Below are 22394 nucleotides of genomic sequence, written 5' to 3' on the forward strand. Positions count from 1 at the left end.
ATGATGCCCGATCTTTATCGCCGCCGACTGTTGCTGGCACTGGCGGCCTCGCCGCTGTTTTGTGCGCTTCCTCTGCGTGCTGCCACGCCGAATCCGGGTCGGATTATTGCACTGGAGTGGTTACCCACCGAACTGCTGATCGCGCTGGGCGTTACTCCCTTTGGCGTGGCCGATCTGCACAACTACAACATCTGGGTAGGTGAGCCGAAGCTGCCTGCGGTCGTGATCGATGTCGGCCTGCGCACTGAACCCAATCTTGAGCTGATGGCGCAAATGCAGCCGTCGCTGATCCTCTGCTCCAATGGCTATGGCCCGCCCAAAGAGAAACTGACGCGCATCGCACCCATCATGGGCTTCGACCTTCACAGCGGCGACGGAAAACCCTTCACCGCCGCGCGCGCATCACTGCGTCAGCTGGCGGCGCGCCTGGGATTAAGCGAGCGGGCGGAGCAGCATCTGCGTGAGGTCGATGATCAGCTGGCAGCGGCGCGTGAGCGGCTGGCACCCTATGCCGGACGCACGCTTCTGCTGATGTCGCTGCTCGACAGTCGTCACGCCATTACCTTCGGTAAAAACAGCCTGTTCCTGGAAGTGATGACCCTGCTGGGCCTGAAAAATGGCTGGCAGGGTGAAACCAATTTCTGGGGCAGCGCAGTGATCGGCATCGAACAGCTGGCGCAGGCCGGGGAGGTGGATGTCATCTGTTTCGATCACGACAACGACGTGGAGATGCAGCAGCTGATGCGCAGTCCGCTGTGGCAGGCCATGCCGTTTGTCCGCACCGGACGCTTTCAGCGCGTCCCGGCGGTCTGGTATTACGGTGCAACGCTCTCGGCGCTGCACTTTGTTCGCGTGCTGGAACGCGCGCTGGAGACGCACTGATGCGCCATGCTCTGTTTCCCGCAGGCCTTCTCAGCCTGCTGTTTCTGCTCTCACTCAGCCTGACACTGATTAATCTGCACCACGCCTTGCCACAGGCTGAATGGTGGCAGGCATTCTGGTCACCGGCCGTCAATAGCCTGCCGCAGATGGTGTTTCACTACAGCCTGCTGCCGCGCACGGCGCTGGCGCTACTGGTGGGGGCCGGACTGGGGTTAGCCGGTCTGCTGTTTCAGCAGATCTTACGCAACCCGCTGGCGGAGCCGACCACGCTGGGCGTCTCTTCCGGCGCGCAGCTGGGCATTACCGTCGCGACGCTGTGGCATCTGCCGGGCGGGGCGCTGACACAGCAGTTTGCTGCGCTTAGCGGTGCGCTGCTGGTGGGCGCGCTGGTGTTTGGTGTGGCCTGGGGCAAACGTCTGTCGCCAGTGACGCTGATTCTGGCCGGGCTGGTACTGAGCCTGTACAGCGGCGCGGTAAATCAAATCTTCGCTATCTTCAATCACGATCAGCTGCAGAACATGTTTCTGTGGAGCACCGGCGCGCTGAATCAGATGAGCTGGGAAAACGTGCAGCAGCTCTGGCCGCGCCTGCTGCTGGCGTTTTTGCTGGCGCTGGCGCTGCTGCGTCCGCTGACGCTGATGGGACTGGATGATGGTGTCGCGAAAAACCTGGGTCTGGCGCTCTCTGTGGCGCGGATGGGCGGCCTTGGACTGGCGATTCTGCTCAGTGCGCAGTTGGTCAATATCGCCGGTATCATCGGCTTTATCGGGCTGTTTGCACCGCTGCTGGCGAAGCTGCTGGGTGGACGACGGCTCCTCACCCGGATGTTGCTGGCACCGCTGACTGGCGCGCTGCTGCTGTGGCTGGCAGACAGCTGCGTATTATGGCTCAGCACGCACTGGCGCGATATCCCGACCGGCACGGCCACGGCCCTGCTTGGCGTACCGATTCTGCTGTGGCTGCTGCCGCGACTGCGCACCGGTTCAGTGCCGCCCGCGCTGAATCAGGGTGACAATGTGCCCGCCGAGCGACAGAACCTGCTGCGCTGGGCGCTGATCGGTCTCGCTGTTCTGGCGCTACTGGGGTGGGGGGCGCTCGCGTTTGGGCGTGATGCGCAGGGCTGGAGCGGGTCCACAGGCGAGATGCTGCAATCACTGCTGCCGTGGCGCGCACCGCGCGTGCTGGCGGCGCTGGTAACCGGTCTGATGCTGGGCGTGGCGGGGAGTCTGATTCAGCGGCTGACCGGCAATCCCATGGCCAGCCCGGAAGTACTGGGCATCAGTTCCGGGGCCGCCTGCGGCGTAGTGGTCATGATGTTCTTTGTGCCAGGCGATGCGATGGCCTGGCTGCTGCCCGCCGGTGCGGTGGGTGCCGCGCTGACGCTGCTGGTGATTATGGCGGTAGCCAGCCGTGGCGGCTTCTCGCCGGAGCGGATGCTGCTGGCGGGTATGGCGCTTAACAGCGCCTTTGTCACCCTGCTGATGCTGCTGCTGGCCAGCGGCGATCCGCGCATGGGCGGGTTGCTGAGCTGGATCTCCGGCTCGACCTATAACATCAGCGGCAGTCAGGCAGTTCAGAGCGCAATCTGCGCGCTGGTGCTGGTGTCGCTGGCTCCGCTGGCGAGCCGCTGGCTGACGCTGCTGCCGCTGGGAAGTGCGACCGCGCGCTCGGCGGGTATGGCATTGACGCCTGCACGGCTGAGTCTGCTGCTGCTGGCGGCAGCACTGACCGCCAGCGCGACGCTGACTATCGGTCCGCTGAGTTTTGTCGGACTCATGGCACCGCATATGGCGCGCATGCTGGGATTCCGGCGGGCTTTGCCACAGCTGTTGCTATCGGGATTGCTGGGAGGCGGATTGATGATGCTGGCTGACTGGTGCGGGCGGATGCTGGCGTTTCCGGATCAAATCCCTGCCGGACTGATGGCGACGTTTTTAGGTGCGCCGTACTTTATCTGGCTGCTACGGCGTTCAGGTTAAGAGGAAAAAGCAGGCTGGTTTCAGACCGCGGCCAGATCCAAAGTAGGGTGAATCTGACAACAACGAAGAAGCTCAATGCGCAGGGAATGGGGGCAGAGGAGGAAAGCGTCCCGCGCCATGGACGGCGCGGGCCGAGCGAGTCATGGATGACGGCTTTCGCGCCTTTCCGATCTGACCCTGTTTCCTGTGCATGCACCCTCCCACAACAGAGCGGGGCAAACCTCATCAATAACAAAAGACCGGCTGCTGCCGGTCTTTGTCTTTAACGCTGCCGAAATTACAGCTTCGCGAAACAACGACGCGCGGCGTCAACCGTGCGCTGAATATCCTCTTCGCTGTGCGCCAGCGACATAAAGCCCGCTTCATAAGCTGATGGCGCAAAGTAAACGCCTTCCTCCAGCATCAGATGGAAGAAAGTTTTAAAGCGCTCTACATCGCAGCGGGTCACATCGGCATAACAGGTCACGCTGTCAGCCTCGGTGAAGAACAGGCCAAACATCCCGCCAACATGGTTGATCACCAGCGGGATATTTTGCTGTTGTGCTGCCTCGCGCAGACCCTCAGCCAGCTGGCGGGTCAGGGCATTCAGCTTTTCGTGCGTACCAGGCTGCGCGATCTGCGTCAGGCAGGCAAAACCGGCGGCCATCGCGATCGGGTTACCGGAGAGCGTCCCCGCCTGATAGACCGGGCCGGTCGGGGCCAGCGCGGCCATCACGTCGCGACGTCCACCGAATGCGCCAACCGGCATCCCGCCACCGATAATTTTTCCAAGGCAGGTCAGGTCAGGACGCACATTGTAGTGAGCCTGTGCGCCGCCCAGCGCCACGCGGAAACCGGTCATCACTTCATCAATAATCAGCAGTGCGCCGAACTTATCACAGAGCGCGCGCAGGCCTGGCAGGAATTCTGGCTGCGGCAGAATGCAGTTCATGTTGCCGGCAACCGGCTCAACGATGATGGCTGCGATGGCATCAGGATATTGCTCGAAGGCGCTGCGCACTGAGTCGAGGTCGTTAAAGGTGCAGGTCAGGGTGTGTTTAGCGAAATCAGCCGGTACGCCCGGCGAGTTTGGCTGACCCAGCGTCAGGGCACCAGAACCGGCTTTCACCAGCAGATGATCGGCGTGACCGTGATAGCAGCCTTCAAACTTGATAATTTTATCGCGGCCGGTAAAGCCACGTGCCAGGCGAATCGCGCTCATGGTCGCTTCGGTGCCGGAGTTGACCATCCGCACCATCTCCATGGAAGGCACCAGCTCACACACCAGCTGCGCCATGGTCACTTCCATTTCGGTCGGTGCGCCAAAGCTCAGGCCGCGCTGGGCCGCTTCGATCACGGCATTGCGGATCGCCGCATTGTTATGACCCAGCACCATCGGGCCCCATGAGCCGACATAGTCGATATAGGCTTTGCCATCGGCGTCATAGAGATACGCGCCATCGGCATGTTCAATAAACAGCGGAACGCCGCCCACACCGGTAAATGCGCGTACTGGCGAGTTTACCCCGCCCGGGATCAGGCGTTGTGCCTCGGCAAACAGTTGTTCGGACTTACTCATTTTCGGCTCCAGCGGTTCATAAAAAATATTGCACCATTCTACGGAAGAGGGGCAGCAGACGAAAGGCGGATTCACTCGCCGCGCCCTTAACGGAGGTGAAAGCGGCACAGAGTGCGAAGGGCAGAGCTTGATTGCGCTGAGGTGCTGGCTGATAATAGCGTTATTAAGGTCGTTTTCTGACCTGGGCGTTTACCGGAGTAAAACATGAGTGATGAAGTAGTAGCACTGCCGTTGCAGTTTACCGACGCCGCAGCCACCAAGGTGAAGAACCTGATTGCCGACGAAGAGAACCCGGCGCTGAAACTTCGCGTCTACATCACCGGTGGCGGTTGCAGTGGTTTCCAGTACGGCTTCACCTTTGATGATCAGCTGAATGATGGCGACATGACGATCGAAAAGCAGGGCGTCTCGCTGGTGGTTGACCCGATGAGCCTGCAATATCTGGTGGGCGGTTCGGTGGATTACACCGAAGGTCTGGAAGGCTCACGCTTTATCGTGACCAATCCGAATGCCAAAACCACCTGTGGCTGTGGCTCTTCCTTCAGTATCTGATAACGAAGGCCGTCATCGCGACGGCCTCGTTTACCACTCTATTGTGACCAGCCGGTTACTCTGTTTCACACTTCCCTGCGACTGAATCTGACTATGGGTTACGCGTGGCTGCGCGCTTGCCTGTCTGCCGCAGTTCACCTGCGGCGCGGGCTGACCGTTAGCCATGTTGATTTCACAGCGTGAATAGATGACAAGCCTGGCGCCTATAGAGCCATTAATCGATCCCGCAAATGCAGATCCGGCGAGCGATAGCCCTATGGCCAGCAGCAGTGCTCTGGTCATAGATGGTTCCTGGTGTTTTAAAAAAGCGCTGTGACGCTAAAAGGACGGCAAGCATACGTGGCCGGCTCGTCTCTGGTATTGATTAACGGCAAAAAGTGCAGCAACTTTAATCATTTCGCCGATTTATTCAGCGGGATGCAGGGCCACACAGAGTTGCTGCGCCGCCAGCAGCAGTCGTGGGCCTGGCCGGCTCAGCCAGTCCTCGTTGATGGCAATCACCGGCACAGTGAGCTGTGGCCGCCAGAAGTCACGGATGTTCTCCGCCTGCTGGGCACTGCCCGCTGTTACAACGGCCTGAGGATGGCGCATCAGTACCTGCTCGCGGCTGACCTGTGGCCATCTGACGCGGCTGTCGGCAAAGATATTCCTGCCACCACATAAGGTAATAATCTCATTCTGCAGCGTGGCTCTGGCGGCGGTAAACAGCGGCTGCTGTCCAAACTGCAAAAAAAGCGGAACCGCAGTCAGGTGAGCATAGCGCTGACGCAGTGCGGCTTCCTGCTGCCGTAACGTCTGGGCAGCTCTGCTTGCCTGTTCCGGGCTGGGACTCCAGCGGCCCAGATCGGCCAGCGCCGTGAACATCTCATCCAGCGTCTGCGGATCAATCCATTTAACCGGTACGCCGAGCTGTTGCAACTGATCGATCTGCCGCTGCGGATTACCGCCACGCCAGGCTAAGACCAGATCCGGTTTGAGCTGCAGAATGCGTTCGGCTTTGATGCCCTGCCAGTTGGCAACCTGCTCAAGCTGTTTTGCCTGCGGCGGATAGTCAGACCATGCACTGACCGCAATCGGCGTAATCCCGGCAGCAAAGGCGAGTTCGGTAAGGTGGGGAGCGAGGGTGATAACACGGGGCGGTGAGGCAAGCAGGCTGCCGCTTAACAGCAGCAGCCAGCAGAAAAGCAGCGTTTTAGCCACGCGCCAGATGCGCCAGCAGGTTCTCCACCAACAGCGAAGATTGCTTCGCCGCTACGCTTAAGAATTCATCAAAGCTGAGGTGAGATTCCTTATCGGCCACGTCGGAAATCGCACGGACCACCACAAACGGTACCTGGAACTGATGACAGACGTGACCGATGGCAGTCGCTTCCATCTCAACGGCAATCGCCTGCGGGAACAGGTTGCGAATGCGCGCCAGCGGTTCGGCACCATTGATAAAGGCATCGCCGCTTACCACCAGACCGCGTACGGCATTCAGATCCAGCTGCTTAATGCAGGCTTCTGCCGCTGCGATAAGCTTGCTGTCGGCCACAAACGCGGCCGGACAACCCGCCATCTGACCCGGCTCATAACCAAAAGCGGTGACATCAGCATCGTGATAACGCACTTCGTCTGACACCACGATATCGCCGACGCTGAGCGACGGCGCTAAACCGCCCGCCGAACCGGTGTTGATCACCACATCGGGTTTGCATAGCTGCAGCAGCAGCGTGGTGCCCAGCGCCGCAGAGGTTTTACCAATGCCCGATTTCAGCAGTGCCACCTCAACGCCCTGCAGGGTGCCGGTATAGATTTCACAACCCGCCAGCGACAGCGTTTGACGGTTTTCAATTTTGTCGCGCAGCAGTGTGACTTCCTGCTCCATCGCGCCAATAATGCCTGCTTTCATAGTGAGTTCCGCTAATGTAAAGAATCAAAATTTAGGGCATAGTCTACCATGGCATCCAGGGGATTAATTCACGAAAAAGTCAGGGGTAATTCATGTCGGCGATCAATTTCAGGAAGAAGATCAGCTTCTCGCGCCCTTATACCAGTCGAAAAGATCCGGAAGGCGAATATTACATTACCCGCCATTTTGAGAGTGACCGTGGACGGATTATCAACTCCGCTGCCATCCGGCGACTGCAGCAGAAAACGCAGGTCTTTCCGCTGGAGCGCAATGCCGCCGTCCGTTCCCGACTGACACACTCGCTGGAGGTGCAGCAGACCGGACGCTACATCACCAAAGAGATCCTGCAAACCCTGAAGATGCAGGGCGGGCTGGCGCAGTATGGTCTGGATGAGCTTGAAGGCGCATTTGAAAGCCTGATCGAAATGGCGTGTCTGCTGCATGACGTGGGTAATCCGCCGTTTGGTCATTTTGGTGAGGCAGCCATTAACGACTGGTTTGAAGAGAACCTGGCTGCCGAACTGGTCGATCCGCTGGTGGCAGGCGTTGAAGGGGATGCGCAGCGTAAAGCCTTTGATGAGCTGAATGCCATGATACGCCAGGATCTCTGCCATTTTGAGGGCAACGCGCAGGCTATCCGTATGGTTCACACCCTGCTGCAGCTCAATCTCAGCTACTCTCAGGTCGCCTGTATCCTCAAATATACTGCTCCTGCCTGGTGGCAGGGTGAAAAGCCCGCCGAATTTAGCGTGTTAATGAAGAAACCCGGTTTTTATCTCTCCGAGCAGGATTATATTGCCGACCTGCGTGCTGCCACCAATATGGAAGAACACCACCGCTTTCCGCTCACCTATATAATGGAAGCGGCGGATGATATCTCCTATTGTATTGCCGATTTGGACGACGCTGTAGAAAAAGATATCTTTAATGTTGAGAGTTTGTTTGAATTTCTCAATAAAGCCTGGGGGCCGGTAAAAAATAATGACGCCTTTAGCCGGACTATTGGCGAAGCATGGCGTGAAGCCTGCAGTAAAAAACGCCGCAGCCGCAGCGATCAATTTTTTATGTCATTACGCGTAAATGTTCAGAGCGTGCTGGTCAGTTACGCGGTGAAACGTTTTGTTGATAATCTTCCTGCAATATTCGAGGGAAGTTTTAACCATGCGCTGCTGGAAGATGAGGGTGAAGAGGGCCGTTTACTGCAACTGTTTAAGACCGTTGCGCGCCAGCAGGTGTTTAATCACTCCGAAGTTGAACAGCTGGAGCTGCAGGGTTACCGCGTGATTAAAGGGCTACTGGAGATCTATCAGCCGCTGATGCGCCTTAATTATGAATCCTTTACCACGCTGATGAATGAGGATTTTTTACGCCAGCACCCGATTGAAACGCGGCTTTTTCATAAGCTCTCCGGGAAACACCGCAAAGCCTATTTGCACAAGATGCGTAATCTGGTTGTGGAGCATAAATATCAGCGGCTGTTGTGGGAACGTTATTATCGCTTCCGGCTTATTCAGGATTATATTAGCGGCATGACCGATCTCTATGCCTGGGATGAGTACCGGCGGCTGATGGCAGTAGAATAAGCCGCCGATTGTAAAGAGCGCGAATAAATTTTTACCTTTGGCTTAAACTTTTAAAGGAACTTCGCGCTAAAACATTTATCTCACCTTTCGACCACAGCAATGGTCTGAACAGTAATCTTATTGAGAAACGAAAAATGAAAAAAAAGACTTTAGTGTTAAGTGCGCTGGCGTTGAGCCTGAGCATGGCGCTCGCCCCTGTTACTGTTTCTGCTGCGCAAACGGCCTCTTCCGAAAGCCAGCAACTGCCAAGCCTGGCTCCCATGCTGGAGAAGGTGATGCCGTCTGTGGTCAGTATCAGCGTTGAGGGCACCACCACAGTAAAAACCCCACGCATGCCGCAGCAGTTTCAGCAATTCTTTGGCGACAATTCGCCATTCTGTCAGGACGGTTCCCCGTTCCAGGGCTCACCCATGTGCCAGAACGGTGGCGGTGAAGGTGGTAATGGTGGCGCACCCGCCCCTGATACCCAGCAGGAAAAATTCCGTGCACTGGGATCGGGCGTGATTATCAACGCCGAAAAAGGCTACGTGGTGACCAACAACCACGTGGTGAATAATGCCACCAAAATTCAGGTGCAGCTCAGCGACGGTCGTCGCTATGACGCAAAAGTCATCGGTAAAGATCCCAGCTCTGACATTGCACTGATTCAGTTGCAGGAAGCTAAAAATCTGACCGCCGTGAAAATTGCTGACTCTGACAATCTGCGCGTCGGTGATTACACCGTGGCAATCGGTAACCCGTATGGACTGGGTGAAACCGTGACCTCCGGTATCGTCTCGGCACTGGGACGCAGCGGCCTGAATGTAGAAAATTACGAAAACTTTATCCAGACGGATGCGGCGATTAACCGGGGCAACTCCGGTGGTGCGCTGGTTAACCTCAACGGTGAACTGATTGGGATTAACACCGCTATTCTGGCGCCGGATGGCGGCAATATCGGTATCGGCTTTGCTATTCCGAGCAACATGGTGAAAAACCTGACGGCGCAGATGGTTGAGTTTGGACAGGTTAAACGCGGCGAGCTGGGCGTGCAGGGCACGGAACTGAACTCCGAACTGGCAAAAGCGATGAAAGTCGACGCACAGCGTGGTGCATTTGTCAGCCAGGTACTGCCAGACTCTGCTGCCGCAAAAGCGGGCATCAAAGCGGGTGACGTGATTGTCTCCATGAACGGCAAACCGCTGAGCAGCTTTGCTTCACTGCGTGCAGAAGTGGGTTCACTGCCGGTTGGCACCACCCTGAAACTGGGCCTGCTGCGTGACGGCAAACCGGTCGATGTTTCTGTTCAGTTGCAGCAGAGCAGCCAGGCGAAAGTGCAGTCCGCCACCATCTACAACGGCATTGAAGGGGCTGACCTTAGCAATGTTGAAACCGGTGATAAAGGCGTTCGCGTTGATAATGTGAAAGCGGGCAGTGCCGCAGCGCGTATCGGCCTGAAGAAAGGGGACGTGATTCAGGGCGTTAACCAGCAGCCGGTAACCAACCTCGGCGAGTTGCGCAAAGTCCTTGATACCAAGCCAGCCGTTCTGGCGCTGAATGTGAAGCGCGGCGATAGCAGCATCTACCTCCTGATGCAGTAACGGAACGACCACTGATGAAGAGGCGGACTGCGGTCCGCCTTTTTTATGTCCGGCATTTGCCCTGGCAGAGTGTGATGCTCACCGCAAATTCGGCAAATGACCGCCTGGCTCTGTGCAAATGCACAATGTTCTGCCTGCTTTCCATGCGTATTCTGTTTCTCCCCCTCTTTTTCAGGAGTAATGGATGGCTACCTATCACCTTGATGCCCGGCTGGCACAGGATATCGTGGCGCGCACCATGAAAATTATTGACAGCAATGTCAATGTGATGGATGCGCGGGGCCGCATTATCGGCAGCGGTGACCGGGAACGCATTGGGGAGTTGCACGAAGGTGCGCTGCTGGTGCTTTCACAGGGTCGCGTAGTCGACATTGATGAAGCGGTGGCTAAACATCTTCATGGCGTACGGCCCGGCATTAACCTGCCGCTGCGCATTGATGGTGACATCGTCGGGGTGATTGGCCTGACCGGCGAGCCGCTGGCATTGCGGCACTACGGCGAGCTGGTCTGCATGACCGCAGAGATGATGCTGGAGCAGGCGCGGCTTCTGCATATGCTGGCACAGGACAGCCGTCTGCGTGAAGAGCTGGTGCTGAATCTCATCCGCAGCGATACCCTGTCGCCACAGCTGACTGAATGGGCTCAGCGGCTCGGCATCGATCTCAATCAACCGCGTGTGGTGGCCGTTCTGGAGGTGGATAGCGGTCAGCTTGGCGTCGACAGCGCGATGTCAGAGTTACAACAGCTGCAAACGCTTCTGACCACACCGGAGCGCGATAATCTGATCGCCATTGTCTCACTGACCGAAATGGTGGTGCTGAAACCAGCCCTGAACGGGCATGGACGTTACGATCAGGATGATCATCGCCGCCGCGTCGAGCAGTTGCTGCAGCGGATGAAAGAGAGTGGCCATCTCCGGATGCGTATCGCGCTGGGTAACTTCTTTACCGGGCCGGGCAGCATTGCACGCTCTTACCGGACGGCGCGCACCACCATGATGGTAGGCAAACAGCGTATGCCCGAAGTGCGCAGCTATTTTTATCAGGATCTGGTGCTGCCGGTGCTGCTCGACAGCCTGCGAGGCGGCTGGCAGGCCAATGAGCTCGCCCGGCCGCTGGCGAAGCTCAAGAGCATGGATAACAACGGCTTGCTGCGCCGTACGCTAATCGCCTGGTTCACCCATAACGTCCAGCCGAGCGCTACCGCACGTGCACTATTCATTCATCGCAATACGCTGGAGTACCGCCTGAACCGGATTTCTGAACTGACGGGACTGAATCTGGGTCATTTTGACGACAGGCTGTTGCTCTATGTGGCTTTGCAACTGGATGAGCAGGGGTAGGGGCAGGTTTGCGGCATAAAAAAGGCCAGCAAAGCTGGCCTCTCTTGTCTCTTGTCGGACAGGAAATTAACGGCTGTTACGGGTTAATTTTTCCAGGTCCGATTCAATTTCCGAGATCTTGTGGGCGACCACGCTTTCCAGGTGACGCAGGTCATCCAGAATTTTGCGTTTCAGATCCACTTCAACCTGATCGCGCTGGCAAATCTGGTCCAGTTCATCGATGACATAACGCAGATTCGGGCTGATTTCCTGAACTTCTTTGTAGCCCTGCGTCGCGTGATCGGCAACGACAGTTTTGCGCTGGCGCGGATATTTGAATTTAACGCTCTTCGCGAAAAACTCGCCTTTATCTTTGCGGAAGTAGATCTTCAGAATGTCGTTATTGGCTTCCTGACGCAGGCTGTAGCGGTCAATGTCGTCCGGGTTACTGATACCTAAGCTTTTCAGATTGTCATACATAGCGTTGTTTCCATCAAAAGTGAGAAGCGCGCAGACTTGTTCATGACGTCCGTCAACTGTAGACATAAATAAGCGGGATGAACATTGCGCGACAGGATTTAACTGGCGCGGATTATGACCTGGATAAAAACTAAACGCACCAGTTAATTCGCGGCGCGAAGCATGTTATTTGGTAACGACTGTAAAGAAAAGATGACGGGCTGGTTTCCAGCCCGTCAGTGAAATCAGTCGATGGTGCGCAGCAGTTCGTTGATACCGGTTTTGCCCAGCGTTTTCGCATCCACTTTCTTCACGATCACGGCACAATAGAGGCTGTAGCTGCCATCTTTGGACGGCAGGTTACCTGAAACCACGACGGAGCCGGCAGGCACACGACCATAATGCACTTCGCCTGTTTCACGGTCATAAATTTTGGTGCTCTGACCGATGTAAACACCCATTGAGATCACTGAGCCTTCTTCAACAATCACGCCTTCAACGATTTCAGAGCGTGCGCCAATGAAGCAGTTGTCTTCGATAATGGTCGGGTTGGCCTGCAGCGGTTCCAGCACGCCACCGATACCCACGCCGCCAGAAAGGTGAACGTTTTTACCAATCTGTGCACAGGAGCCGACGGTCGCCCAGGTGTCTACCATGGTGCCTTCATCCACAAACGCACCGATGTTGACGTAAGAAGGCATCAGCACCGTGTTGCGGGCGATATAGGCACCCTGACGCACAGCCGCAGGCGGCACGACGCGGAAGCCTGCTGCTTTGAAACGCGCTTCATCCCAGCCGGCAAATTTCATCGGCACTTTGTCGTAAAAGCGGGTTTCCGAACCTTCCATCACCTGGTTGTCATTGATGCGGAAAGAGAGCAGCACTGCTTTCTTCAGCCACTGATGCGTTACCCACTCGCCGTCGATCTTCTCAGAAACGCGCAGCTCACCGCTGTCCAGCAGAGAGATCACCTGGTTAATGGCATCACGGGTTTCGCTGTCAACGCTGGCAGGTGTGATGTCAGCGCGACGTTCGAAGGCGGATTCAATAACGCTCTGTAACTGTTGCATATTTTTTTCCTGATCTGTCATGTGCGATGCCGGGCAATAACCCGACACAAGTAAAGAGATTAATGTTTACAAATCGAGTCTGGTCACACTTTATCGTTTGGATTAAGGGCCTCTGTCAACCGTTGTTGCAACGCTTTGCGCATTTCTTCGTCCAGCGCCTGACGTTCACTGTTAGCCAGAATAAACAAATCTTCGACCCGCTCGCCAATGGTGCTGATGCGTGCGCCGTGCAGTGAGACACCGAGATCGGCAAAGACTTCACCCACGCGCGCCAGCAGGCCAGGCTGATCCAGCGCCACCAGTTCAAGGTAGCTGCGACGGTCGGTGTGCGTCGGCAGGAAATTGACCTCGGTATCCACGCTGAAATGCCGCAGTTTGGCCGACGGACGACGGGTTCGTGGCGCCACCCAGTCAGACTGGGTGATCGCCTGCTCCAGCGCCTGAATGATCATCGGATGGCGGTCCGGCGACAGCGGGCTGCCATCCGGTTCCAGCACAATAAAGGTATCCATGGCCATGCCGTCGCGGCTGGTAAAGATTTGCGCGTCGTGGACGCTGAGGTTGCGGCGGTCGAGTTCTCCGGCGACGGCGGCAAACAGGTGTGGGCGATCGGGACTCCAGATGAAAATTTCGGTTCCGCCGCGTGTGGCCTGCGGGCTGACCAGCACTAATGGTTTCTTCAGGTCGTGAACCAGTAAGTGGCGGGCATGCCAGGCAATCTGATTAGGCGTATGGCGCAGGAAATAATCTGCGCGGCAGCGATTCCAGATCTGGTGCAGACGCTCTTCATCGATGTTGTCCATCCGCAGCAGCGCCAGCGCCTGCAGGCGATGGTGACGCACCCGCTCACGCAGGTCCGGACTGTTTTCCATGCCGCGTCGCAACTGCTTCTCGGTGGCGAAAAAGAGCTCACGCAGCAGGCTCTGCTTCCAGCTATTCCACAGGCTTTCGTTGGTGGCGCAGATATCGGCGACGGTCAGGCAAACCAGATAGCGCAGCCGGTTCTCATTCTGCATCACCTCAGCGAACTGCTGGATCACCGTCGGGTCCTGAATATCGCGCCGTTGCGCCGTCACTGACATCAGCAGATGATGGCGAACCAGCCAGGCCACCAGCTGCGTTTCACGCGAGTTAAGGCCATGCATTTCAGCGAAATCGAGTGCATCCTGTGCGCCGAGAATAGAGTGATCGCCGCCGCGCCCTTTGGCAATGTCATGCAGCAGTGCGGCCATCAGCAGCAGCTCCTGCTGCGGCAGGCGCGGCCATAACTCTACGCACAGCGGATGCTGCGGCCGGGTGGTTTCATTGGCAAAGCTTTCCAGCTTCTGCAACACGCGGATAGTGTGCTCATCCACGGTGTAGGCGTGGAACAGGTCGAACTGCATCTGCCCGACAATATGGCCCCACAGCGGCGTGTAAGCCCATAACACGCTGTGACGGTGCATCGGCACCAGTGCCCGGCTGACCGCGCCGGGATGACGCAGAATCGACATAAAGGTACGTCGCGCTTCCGGAATCTGGCACAGCGGCTGTTTAAGATGACGACGCGCATGGCGCAGATGACGGAGGGTAGTGGAGTAGATCCCCTTGATGCTGTCGTTACGCACCATGACATAGAACATACGCAGAATTGCCTGCGGTTCGCGGGTAAACAGCGTTTCGTCGCGCAGGTCGATCAAATTGCCACGCAGCTGGAAATCGTCATCGACAGGTCTCGGTTTTTCGCTGGTAGAGAGCGCCAGAATCGCCTCATCAAACAGCTGCAGCAGCATCTGATTCAGTTCGCCGATGCGCCGCGTGACGCGATAGAAATCTTTCATCATCCGCTCGACCGGCTCATTGCCTTCGCCCTGGTAATTCAGGCGCTGCGCCACGCTGAGCTGGCGATCGAACAGCAGGCGATTATCGTAGCGGGGCAGGGAGAGGTGCAGGGCAAAACGGATGCGCCAGAGAAATTCCTGGCATTCGTTGAGTTCGCTGCGTTCCGCGTCGGTGAGGAAACCAAAGCCAACCATCTCATCCAGCGTGGTGGCGCCAAAATGGCGTCGGGCAACCCATTGCAGCGTGTGGATGTCGCGCAGGCCACCCGGACTGCTCTTGATGTCCGGCTCAAGGTTATAGCTGGTGCCGTGGTAACGCTTGTGGCGTTCCTGCTGTTCTTCGATTTTGGCCGCAAAGAAGGTGGATGAGGGCCAGAAACCATCGCTGAAGATGTTTTTCTGCAGTTCCAGAAACAGCGCCACGTCGCCGGTCAGCATCCGTGATTCAATCAGGTTAGTGGCAACGGTCAGGTCAGACAGCCCCTCCAGCAGACACTCTTCCAAAGTGCGCACGCTATGGCCCACTTCCAGCTTGAGGTCCCACATCAGCGTCAGCAGATCGCTGGTACGCTGTGCAGCCTGTTCATTCAGCGGCTGGCGGCTGAGGATCAGGACATCAATATCAGAGAGCGGATGCAGTTCGGCACGGCCATAGCCGCCCACGGCGACCAGCGCGATAGAGGGCATCGCATCAAAGCCATAGAAGCGCCACAGGCGACGCAGCAGCCGATCGATAAACAGCGTGCGGGCATCTATCAGCGGCTCAACGGCTTCACCGGCATCAAATGCGGCAGCCAGATGCTGCTGAAACTGCTCCAGCCGCGGCTTCAGAATGTCGCGGGTCAACTGGTCGTCACCCCATTCGGCTGGCGAATCGACCAGACCGTTTTTTACCTCTTCCGACAGACTCACGCTCATGCAGCTCTTCTCTTTTTTAGCCAAAAAAAAGCCGGCTCATCGCCGGCTTGATCTGCGTGAAGAAAATTACCCTTCAGCAACGAGCACGGCAGGGATCGTGTCATCTTTACGCAGGGTTAAAATCTCACAGCCGTTTTCCGTCACCACAATAGTATGCTCATACTGTGCGGACAAGCTGCGATCTTTGGTTTTTACCGTCCAGCCATCTTTCATGGTGCGGATGCGGTAATCACCGGCATTGACCATCGGTTCTACCGTAAAGGTCATGCCCGCCTGCAGTACAACGCCGCTATCATCGGCATCGTAATGCAGCACCTGCGGCTCTTCGTGGAAGCCCTTGCCGATGCCGTGACCGCAATATTCGCGCACAACAGAGAAGTCGTTCGCTTCCACATACTTCTGGATAGCCCGGCCCAGTTCGCGCAGACGAATACCGGGCTTAATCAGACGCAGGGAAAGATAGAGGCTCTCCTGCGTGACGCGGCACAGGCGCTCACCCTGAATGGTCGGTTTACCAACGATAAACATCTTTGAGGTATCGCCGTGGTACTCATCTTTAATCACGGTGACATCAATATTGACGATATCGCCATCTTTTAACGGGCGGTCATCGCTGGGAATGCCGTGGCACACCACTTCGTTGACGGAGATGCAGACCGACTTCGGAAAGCCGTGATAGCCGAGGCAGGCAGAGACCGCCTGTTGCTTTTGAGTAATGTGCTCGTGGCAGATGCGGTCCAGCTCACCGGTGGTCACACCCGGTTTCACGTAAGGTTCGATCATCTCCAGCACCTCGGCGGCCAGTCGGCCTGCGACGCGCATTTTTTCGATTTCTTCAGGGGTTTTAATTGAAATTGCCATTAAATTAATCCGCAGTTGTCGAAATTTTCGACAATAATAAGTTCTGTGCTGTCATGTTAGCAGCCAGCAAATGGGCTGCCAAATAGAGAACGCGCTGGCCTCTGTCAGCGATGATTTATTGGCGTCACTGGGCTGGTTGTGATATAAAGCGCGCCGACGATTCTCTGTATGGCCGTTTCGGTCAGCAGGAAACGCATAACTCTCATTATGTGTACTAAAACACACATGTATCGACACATACGCCGGGGTGCCTTGAAAGAGGTCGGTCGTATGGGATACATGGAGGCCCAACCCCAATCAAACTTTAGAGGTTTTATCATGGCAACTGTTTCCATGCGCGACATGCTCCAGGCTGGTGTTCACTTCGGTCACCAGACCCGTTACTGGAACCCAAAAATGAAGCCATTCATCTTTGGTGCACGTAACAAGGTTCACATCATCAACCTGGAAAAAACTGTACCTATGTTCAACGAAGCTCTGGCTGAACTGAACAAGATCTCTTCCCGTAAAGGTAAGATCCTGATCGTAGGTACTAAGCGCGCTGCTGCTGAAGCGGTAAAAGAGTCTGCACTGAGCTGCGACCAGTTCTTCGTAAACCACCGCTGGTTGGGTGGCATGCTGACTAACTGGAAAACCGTGCGTCAGTCAATCAAGCGTCTGAAAGATCTGGAGATTCAGTCTCAGGATGGTACTTTCGACAAACTGACCAAAAAAGAAGCGCTGATGCGTGCGCGTGAGCTGGCCAAGCTGGAAAACAGCCTGGGCGGTATCAAAGACATGGGCGGTCTGCCAGACGCGCTGTTTGTTGTTGATGCTGACCACGAACACATCGCAATCAAAGAAGCAAACAACCTGGGTATCCCGGTATTTGCTATCGTTGATACCAACTCAGATCCAGATGGCGTTGATTTCGTTATCCCAGGTAACGACGATGCGATCCGTGCTGTAAACCTGTACCTGACTGCCGTTGCGACCACCGTTCGCGAAGGCCGCTCTCAGGACCTGGCTGAGCAAGCTGAAGAAGCGTCTTTAGAAAACGCTTAATTAAGGTTTGCTCTGCATAAGAGCCCTTAGCATTCAGATGTGATCTGTAAGGGGCCTATAGTGGCCCCTTTATTTATCTAAGTCTGTTACGCCCCTAACCGGACGGCGGGACAGAGTAAATTTTCCGCAAATAAGTGTCTGCATGTACGTATGTACACAGGCACGAACCGAGGATTCTGGAATGGCTGACATTACCGCTGCATTGGTAAAAGAACTGCGCGAGCGTACTGGCGCTGGCATGATGGATTGCAAAAAAGCGCTGACTGAAGCGAACGGCGACATTGAGCTGGCGATTGAGAACATGCGTAAGTCTGGCGCAATCAAAGCAGCGAAAAAAGCAGGCAACGTTGCTGCTGATGGCGTAATCAAAACCAAAATCGTTGGCGACTACGGTGTGATTCTGGAAGTTAACTGCCAGACTGACTTCGTAGCAAAAGATGGCGGTTTCCAGGCGTTCGCAGACAAAGTTCTGGATGCGGCTGCCGCTGATCGTGTTACTGACGTTGAAGTCCTGAAAGCGCAGTTCGAAGAAGAGCGCGTTGCACTGGTTGCTAAAATCGGTGAGAACATCAACATCCGTCGCGTTGCAATCCTGGAAGGCGCAGAGCTGGGCAGCTACCTGCATGGCGCGCGTATCGGCGTTCTGGTTTCAGCGAAAGGCGCTAACGAAGATCTGATCAAACAGATCGCGATGCACGTTGCAGCGAGCAAGCCTGAATTCGTTAAGCCAGAAGACGTTTCTGCTGACGTGGTAGATAAAGAGTACCAGGTTCAGCTGGACATCGCGATGCAGTCTGGCAAGCCAAAAGAGATCGCAGAGAAGATGGTTGAAGGCCGTATGAAGAAATTCACCGGCGAAGTCTCTCTGACGGGTCAGGCTTTCGTTATCGACCCAAGCAAAACCGTTGGCCAGGCTCTGAAAGAGCAGGGCGCTGACGTGATCAACTTCATCCGCTTCGAAGTGGGTGAAGGCATCGAGAAAGTTGAATCAGACTTCGCTGCAGAAGTTGCAGCAATGTCCAAACAGTCTTAATGCTCTGAAAGAACCGCCAGATGGCGGTTCTTTTTTGTCTGTGAATCGCAACAGACACGTTTTCAGTTTCATCCCAATAGCATTTTCTTTGCGGTAAGCGGATGATCGATCAGAATTTACTTCTCCTTTACACCCAATCTTCCAGGAAGAACTGACCATGGCGACCAACGCAAAACCTGTTTATCAACGTATCCTGCTTAAACTCAGCGGCGAAGCTCTGCAAGGCGCTGAAGGTTTTGGTATCGACGCGAGTGTGCTTGACCGCATGGCACAAGAGGTAAAAGAGCTGGTTGAGCTGGGCATCCAGGTTGGCGTGGTAATTGGCGGAGGGAACCTGTTCCGCGGCGCGAGCCTGCAGCAGGCAGGTATGAACCGCGTCGTAGGTGACCACATGGGTATGCTGGCGACCGTGATGAACGGCCTGGCGATGCGTGATGCACTGCACCGCGCCTATGTGAATGCACGCCTGATGTCAGCGATTCCACTGAATGGCGTCTGTGACAACTACAGCTGGGCAGAAGCGATCAGCCTGCTGCGTAACAACCGCGTCGTCATCTTCTCCGCCGGTACCGGCAATCCGTTCTTTACCACCGACTCTGCGGCGTGTCTGCGCGGCATTGAGATTGAAGCGGACGTGGTACTGAAGGCGACCAAAGTTGACGGCGTTTACTCTGCCGATCCGGTGAAAAGCCCGGACGCGACGCTGTATGATCAACTGACCTATGCCGAAGTCCTGGATAAAGAGCTGAAAGTGATGGATCTGGCGGCCTTTACCCTGGCACGTGACCACAAATTACCTATCCGTGTTTTCAACATGAATAAACCTGGCGCACTGCGTCGCGTAGTGATGGGTGAAAAAGAAGGCACCCTGATTACGCATTAATACCCGAGGCGAGATAAAATAAGGTATATTCTGTCAGCGCGATGAGAACGCATCGCGCACCAGTCAGGATTATCGATGATTATCGATCCCGCTTCCGGTTATGCCGGAACTGGCCAGGTCAAACCGAATCCAAGGGTTTCAACGTGATTAACGACATCAAAAAAGATGCTGACACGCGCATGGAAAAATGCGTTGAAGCATTCAAAACTACCATCAGCAAAGTGCGTACCGGTCGTGCGTCACCTTCGCTGCTCGACGGCATCGTCGTCGAATATTACGGCACGCCGACGCCACTGCGTCAGCTGGCTTCTGTCACTGTGGAAGATTCACGCACGCTGAAAATCAACGTGTTTGATCGTTCACTAAGCCAGGCAGTCGAAAAAGCGATCATGAAGTCCGATCTCGGTCTGAACCCAAGTTCAGCCGGTACTGACATTCGTGTTCCGCTGCCAGCGCTGACAGAAGAGCGTCGTAAAGATCTGATTAAAATCGTGCGCGGCGAAGCCGAGCAGGGCCGTGTGTCGGTACGTAACGTCCGTCGCGATGCCAACGATAAAATCAAAGCGCTGCTGAAAGATAAAGAAATCAGCGAAGACGACGAACGTCGTGCGCAGGACGAAGTGCAAAAAATGACCGATGCGTACATCAAGAAAGTTGATGCTGCACTGTCAGAAAAAGAAACGGAGCTGATGGATTTCTGATTCCATCACTGCCGGACAAAACGCCGTACAGAGAGGTATTCGTATGAATGCGACATCTGGCGGCGTTTTACATTGTGCCTGCGGGCACGCTGACTTCACACGGATAGCCTCATGAAGCGATTAACTCTGCTGGGATCCACCGGCTCGATCGGCACCAGTACGCTAGCGGTGGTTCGCGCCAACCCAGAGCTTTATCAGATTACGGCGCTGGTTGCCGGCCATAACGTGGCGCTGATGGCCGAACAGTGTGCGGCCTTTACGCCACGCTACGCCTGCATGGCAGACGAAACTTCTGCCGCTGCGCTGCGTGAGCGACTGAGAGCAATCAGGGTCAATACTGAAGTGCTCTCCGGCGTTCAGGCAGCCTGTGAGCTGGCCGCGCTGGATGAGGTGGATCAGGTGATGGCGGCCATTGTCGGTGCGTCAGGTTTGCTGCCAACGCTGGCCGCCATTCGCGCCGGTAAAACGGTATTGCTGGCCAACAAAGAATCGCTTGTCACCTGCGGCCGTTTGTTTATGGAGGCGGTGCGTCATCATAACGCGCAGTTACTACCGGTCGACAGCGAACATAACGCCATTTTTCAGAGTTTACCGGCTACCATCCAGCATCAGTTAGGTTACGCTGACCTGCGGGATAATGGCATTGAGTCAATTATCCTTACGGGATCGGGTGGTCCTTTTCGTGACACAGATTTAGCGGATCTCAGCGCCATGTCGCCTGATCAGGCCTGTGCACATCCGAACTGGTCGATGGGGAGAAAAATCTCTGTCGATTCGGCCACCATGATGAATAAAGGTCTTGAGTACATTGAAGCCCGTTGGTTGTTTAATGCCAGCGCAGCGCAGATGGAAGTGATCCTTCACCCACAGTCGGTGATTCACTCTATGGTGCGATACTGCGATGGCAGCGTGTTGGCTCAGTTAGGTTCTCCCGATATGCGTACGCCCATTGCCCATAGCATGGCCTGGCCTTCGCGCATCAAAGCAGGCGTGACGCCGCTGGATTTTACCCGCATGTCGGCGCTGAGCTTTGCAGAACCTGATTTTAGTCGCTACCCCTGCCTGAAACTGGCCATTGATGCCTGTGATGCAGGGCAGGCGGCGACCACCACGCTGAATGCAGCCAACGAGGTTGCCGTCGCGGCTTTCCTGAACCACCAGATCCGCTTCACCGACATCGCAGCGCTTAATAGCGCGGTGATGGCGGCACAGGTGTGTCCGGAGCCTGATTCGGTGGACGCTGTCCTTGAAATTGATCGCTCCGCGCGCGCGCTGGCGGCAGAAATGTTGCCGCGCTTCACGTCGTGAAGCCGATCGTTATGAGGCCATTTGTTCGCTTCAGGTGAAAATGGTATAGTCGCTGGCTCGCGTTTCACGGTCTGTCACCGAATTCGGTGTGGCCCGGCACCAAAAGCGTGTCGGGATTTGAATCGGGCGCAATGTATTCAGAAACCACAGCATTTCTGATGAAAGGAATTGGTTAAGCGTTATGTCGTCTAACAATCACAACAACACTGATGACCAGCAGGGAAACGGTCCGCGCCACGTCGCTATCATCATGGATGGCAACGGTCGCTGGGCCAAAAATCAGGGAAAATTGCGTATTTCAGGCCACAAAGCGGGCGTTAAATCGGTGCGCCGCGCCGTCAGCTTTGCGGTCAGCAACAATCTTGAAGCCCTGACGCTTTACGCCTTCAGCAGTGAAAACTGGAGCCGTCCGGCGCAGGAAGTCACCGCGTTAATGGAACTGTTTGTCTGGGCGCTCGACAGCGAAGTGAAAAGCCTGCACAAACACAATGTTCGCTTACGCGTCATTGGCGATACCAGCCGTTTCAGCCCGCGTATTCAGGAACGTATTCGCCGTTCTGAGACGCTGACCGCAAATAATAGTGGCCTGACGCTCAACATTGCTGCCAACTATGGCGGCCGTTGGGATATTATCGAAGGCGTGAAAAAACTGGCTGAGCAGGTGCAGGAAGGATTACTGCGTCCTGACCAGATTACCGAAGAGAGCCTGACGTCGCAGCTCTGTATGCAGGAGCTGGCGCCAGTGGATTTAGTGATAAGGACCGGGGGAGAGCATCGGATTAGCAACTTCCTGCTGTGGCAGATTGCCTATGCTGAATTCTATTTTACCGATGTGCTCTGGCCGGATTTCGATGAACACGTTTTTGAAGGTGCACTGAATGCATTCTCTCTGCGGGAGCGTCGTTTTGGCGGCGCTGCACCAGGCGGCGCCTGAGCAATCTGGGGGTAACC

20 protein-coding genes are annotated in these 22394 nt (G+C 55.8%); 12 read left to right on the forward strand and 8 right to left on the reverse strand.

From position 1 onward, the window contains the following. Positions 1-3: 3 nt before the first annotated feature. Together fhuD and fhuB are read left to right on the forward strand one after the other, a co-directional pair. Positions 4-882: a Fe(3+)-hydroxamate ABC transporter substrate-binding protein FhuD gene (fhuD, locus tag AC6I8E_RS03515; protein WP_346436219.1), complete on the forward strand. Its 879-nt coding sequence runs from the start codon at positions 4-6 to the stop codon at positions 880-882. Continuing rightward, positions 882-2861: a Fe(3+)-hydroxamate ABC transporter permease FhuB gene (gene fhuB, locus AC6I8E_RS03520; RefSeq protein WP_497824435.1), complete on the forward strand. Its 1980-nt coding sequence runs from the start codon at positions 882-884 to the stop codon at positions 2859-2861. Before fhuD ends, fhuB begins: the two co-directional genes overlap by 1 nt. Before the next feature lie 277 nt (positions 2862-3138). On the opposite strand, the gene hemL is transcribed toward fhuB, so the two are convergent. Continuing rightward, positions 3139-4419 carry a glutamate-1-semialdehyde 2,1-aminomutase gene (gene hemL, locus AC6I8E_RS03525; protein WP_312217108.1) on the reverse strand — a complete coding sequence of 427 codons (1281 nt, stop codon included), beginning with the start codon at positions 4417-4419 and terminating at the stop codon, positions 3139-3141. 204 nt (positions 4420-4623) lie between these two features. On the opposite strand from hemL, the gene erpA reads away from it, so the two are divergent. Continuing rightward, positions 4624-4971, forward strand: a complete 348-nt coding sequence (erpA, locus tag AC6I8E_RS03530) for an iron-sulfur cluster insertion protein ErpA (RefSeq protein ID WP_008925625.1) — start codon at positions 4624-4626, stop codon at positions 4969-4971. A 30-nt stretch (positions 4972-5001) separates the two neighbouring features. On the opposite strand, the gene AC6I8E_RS03535 is transcribed toward erpA, so the two are convergent. From AC6I8E_RS03535 to mtnN, 3 genes are all read right to left on the reverse strand, one after another. Continuing rightward, positions 5002-5253, reverse strand: coding sequence for a hypothetical protein (locus AC6I8E_RS03535; RefSeq protein ID WP_147789413.1), 252 nt, complete (start codon positions 5251-5253; stop codon positions 5002-5004). A gap of 123 nt (positions 5254-5376) precedes the next feature. Continuing rightward, a complete protein-coding gene (gene btuF / locus AC6I8E_RS03540; RefSeq protein WP_497824436.1) occupies positions 5377-6171 on the reverse strand; it encodes a vitamin B12 ABC transporter substrate-binding protein BtuF in 795 nt (264 codons plus the stop codon). Next, positions 6164-6862 carry a 5'-methylthioadenosine/S-adenosylhomocysteine nucleosidase gene (gene mtnN, locus AC6I8E_RS03545; protein ID WP_013356830.1) on the reverse strand — a complete coding sequence of 233 codons (699 nt, stop codon included), beginning with the start codon at positions 6860-6862 and terminating at the stop codon, positions 6164-6166. Before mtnN ends, btuF begins: the two co-directional genes overlap by 8 nt. 92 nt (positions 6863-6954) lie before the next feature. Between mtnN and dgt the strand changes: the two genes are divergently transcribed. The 3 genes from dgt (at position 6955) to AC6I8E_RS03560 (ending at position 11367) form a co-directional block, all read left to right on the forward strand. Next, on the forward strand, positions 6955-8445 hold the full coding sequence (gene dgt, locus AC6I8E_RS03550) for a dGTPase (RefSeq protein ID WP_497824437.1): 1491 nt from the start codon (positions 6955-6957) through the stop codon (positions 8443-8445). Between the two features lie 134 nt (positions 8446-8579). Next, a complete protein-coding gene (gene degP / locus AC6I8E_RS03555; protein ID WP_095706168.1) occupies positions 8580-10025 on the forward strand; it encodes a serine endoprotease DegP in 1446 nt (481 codons plus the stop codon). 184 nt (positions 10026-10209) lie between these two features. Continuing rightward, positions 10210-11367 carry a CdaR family transcriptional regulator gene (locus tag AC6I8E_RS03560; RefSeq protein WP_013356833.1) on the forward strand — a complete coding sequence of 386 codons (1158 nt, stop codon included), beginning with the start codon at positions 10210-10212 and terminating at the stop codon, positions 11365-11367. 66 nt (positions 11368-11433) lie between these two features. On the opposite strand, the gene AC6I8E_RS03565 is transcribed toward AC6I8E_RS03560, so the two are convergent. The 4 genes from AC6I8E_RS03565 to map all read right to left on the reverse strand — a co-directional run bounded on the left by AC6I8E_RS03565 (position 11434) and on the right by map (position 16474). Then, complete coding sequence (locus tag AC6I8E_RS03565; RefSeq protein WP_033731626.1) at positions 11434-11826, reverse strand: DUF3461 family protein; 393 nt, start codon at positions 11824-11826, stop codon at positions 11434-11436. 224 nt (positions 11827-12050) lie between these two features. After that, the gene (dapD, locus tag AC6I8E_RS03570; RefSeq protein ID WP_013356835.1) at positions 12051-12875 is read right to left on the reverse strand and encodes a 2,3,4,5-tetrahydropyridine-2,6-dicarboxylate N-succinyltransferase; all 825 of its coding nucleotides are present in this window, start codon (positions 12873-12875) and stop codon (positions 12051-12053) included. 83 nt (positions 12876-12958) lie between these two features. Then, a complete protein-coding gene (gene glnD, locus AC6I8E_RS03575; RefSeq protein ID WP_110331394.1) occupies positions 12959-15613 on the reverse strand; it encodes a bifunctional uridylyltransferase/uridylyl-removing protein GlnD in 2655 nt (884 codons plus the stop codon). 66 nt (positions 15614-15679) lie between these two features. Next, entirely contained in the window at positions 15680-16474 is a 795-nt protein-coding gene (gene map / locus AC6I8E_RS03580) for a type I methionyl aminopeptidase (RefSeq protein ID WP_041456646.1), read from the reverse strand. A gap of 318 nt (positions 16475-16792) precedes the next feature. Between map and rpsB the strand changes: the two genes are divergently transcribed. The 6 genes from rpsB (at position 16793) to ispU (ending at position 22377) form a co-directional block, all read left to right on the forward strand. Continuing rightward, a complete protein-coding gene (rpsB, locus tag AC6I8E_RS03585) occupies positions 16793-17518 on the forward strand; it encodes a 30S ribosomal protein S2 (RefSeq protein WP_033731630.1) in 726 nt (241 codons plus the stop codon). 181 nt (positions 17519-17699) lie between these two features. Continuing rightward, entirely contained in the window at positions 17700-18551 is an 852-nt protein-coding gene (gene tsf, locus AC6I8E_RS03590) for a translation elongation factor Ts (RefSeq protein ID WP_013356839.1), read from the forward strand. A gap of 157 nt (positions 18552-18708) precedes the next feature. Further along, complete coding sequence (pyrH, locus tag AC6I8E_RS03595) at positions 18709-19434, forward strand: UMP kinase (protein ID WP_013356840.1); 726 nt, start codon at positions 18709-18711, stop codon at positions 19432-19434. A gap of 143 nt (positions 19435-19577) precedes the next feature. Continuing rightward, the gene (frr, locus tag AC6I8E_RS03600; RefSeq protein WP_033731632.1) at positions 19578-20135 is read left to right on the forward strand and encodes a ribosome recycling factor; all 558 of its coding nucleotides are present in this window, start codon (positions 19578-19580) and stop codon (positions 20133-20135) included. Positions 20136-20246: 111 nt separating this feature from the next. Further along, on the forward strand, positions 20247-21443 hold the full coding sequence (gene ispC / locus AC6I8E_RS03605; protein WP_033731633.1) for a 1-deoxy-D-xylulose-5-phosphate reductoisomerase: 1197 nt from the start codon (positions 20247-20249) through the stop codon (positions 21441-21443). A 181-nt stretch (positions 21444-21624) separates the two neighbouring features. Then, positions 21625-22377 (forward strand): (2E,6E)-farnesyl-diphosphate-specific ditrans,polycis-undecaprenyl-diphosphate synthase, encoded by a 753-nt coding sequence (gene ispU / locus AC6I8E_RS03610; RefSeq protein ID WP_009091989.1) that lies wholly within the window; start codon positions 21625-21627, stop codon positions 22375-22377. The last annotated feature ends 17 nt before the right edge of the window (positions 22378-22394 follow it).

It is taken from the genome of Pantoea sp. X-Soil-YNGN-785 (assembly GCF_059730585.1).